Consider the following 267-nt stretch of genomic DNA (forward strand, 5'->3'; position numbering starts at 1 on the left):
GGGTATCCGCTGTAATATAACCCCGCTTGGTGGGATGAATCGCCCGCCCGGTATAATCAACCAACTCCAGATAGTCATGCAGTTCATAGCTGATCGCCGCTGTTTCAGCCTGCCGGGGATCAAAGCGCTTGAGTGTTAACGCGGTGGCTTCTTGCTCCTGCGGGGTATCTATCCGCTGTTTGACTGAGGTAAATGCCGATTGCTCGGGCGTCTCGGCGATGCCTGCTCGTATCGGGTTAAGGTCAACATACGCCATGCAGCTCAGTA

At 54.7% G+C, this 267-nt stretch carries 1 pseudogene; it reads right to left on the minus strand.

The features are described 5' to 3' along the window. Positions 1-256 (minus strand): annotated as a pseudogene (locus JW499_RS22095) (hypothetical protein); the annotation flags it as partial. Between the last annotated feature and the right edge of the window lie 11 nt (positions 257-267).

The sequence above is a fragment of the Amphritea pacifica genome (genome assembly GCF_016924145.1).
Classification (GTDB): domain Bacteria; phylum Pseudomonadota; class Gammaproteobacteria; order Pseudomonadales; family Balneatricaceae; genus Amphritea; species Amphritea pacifica.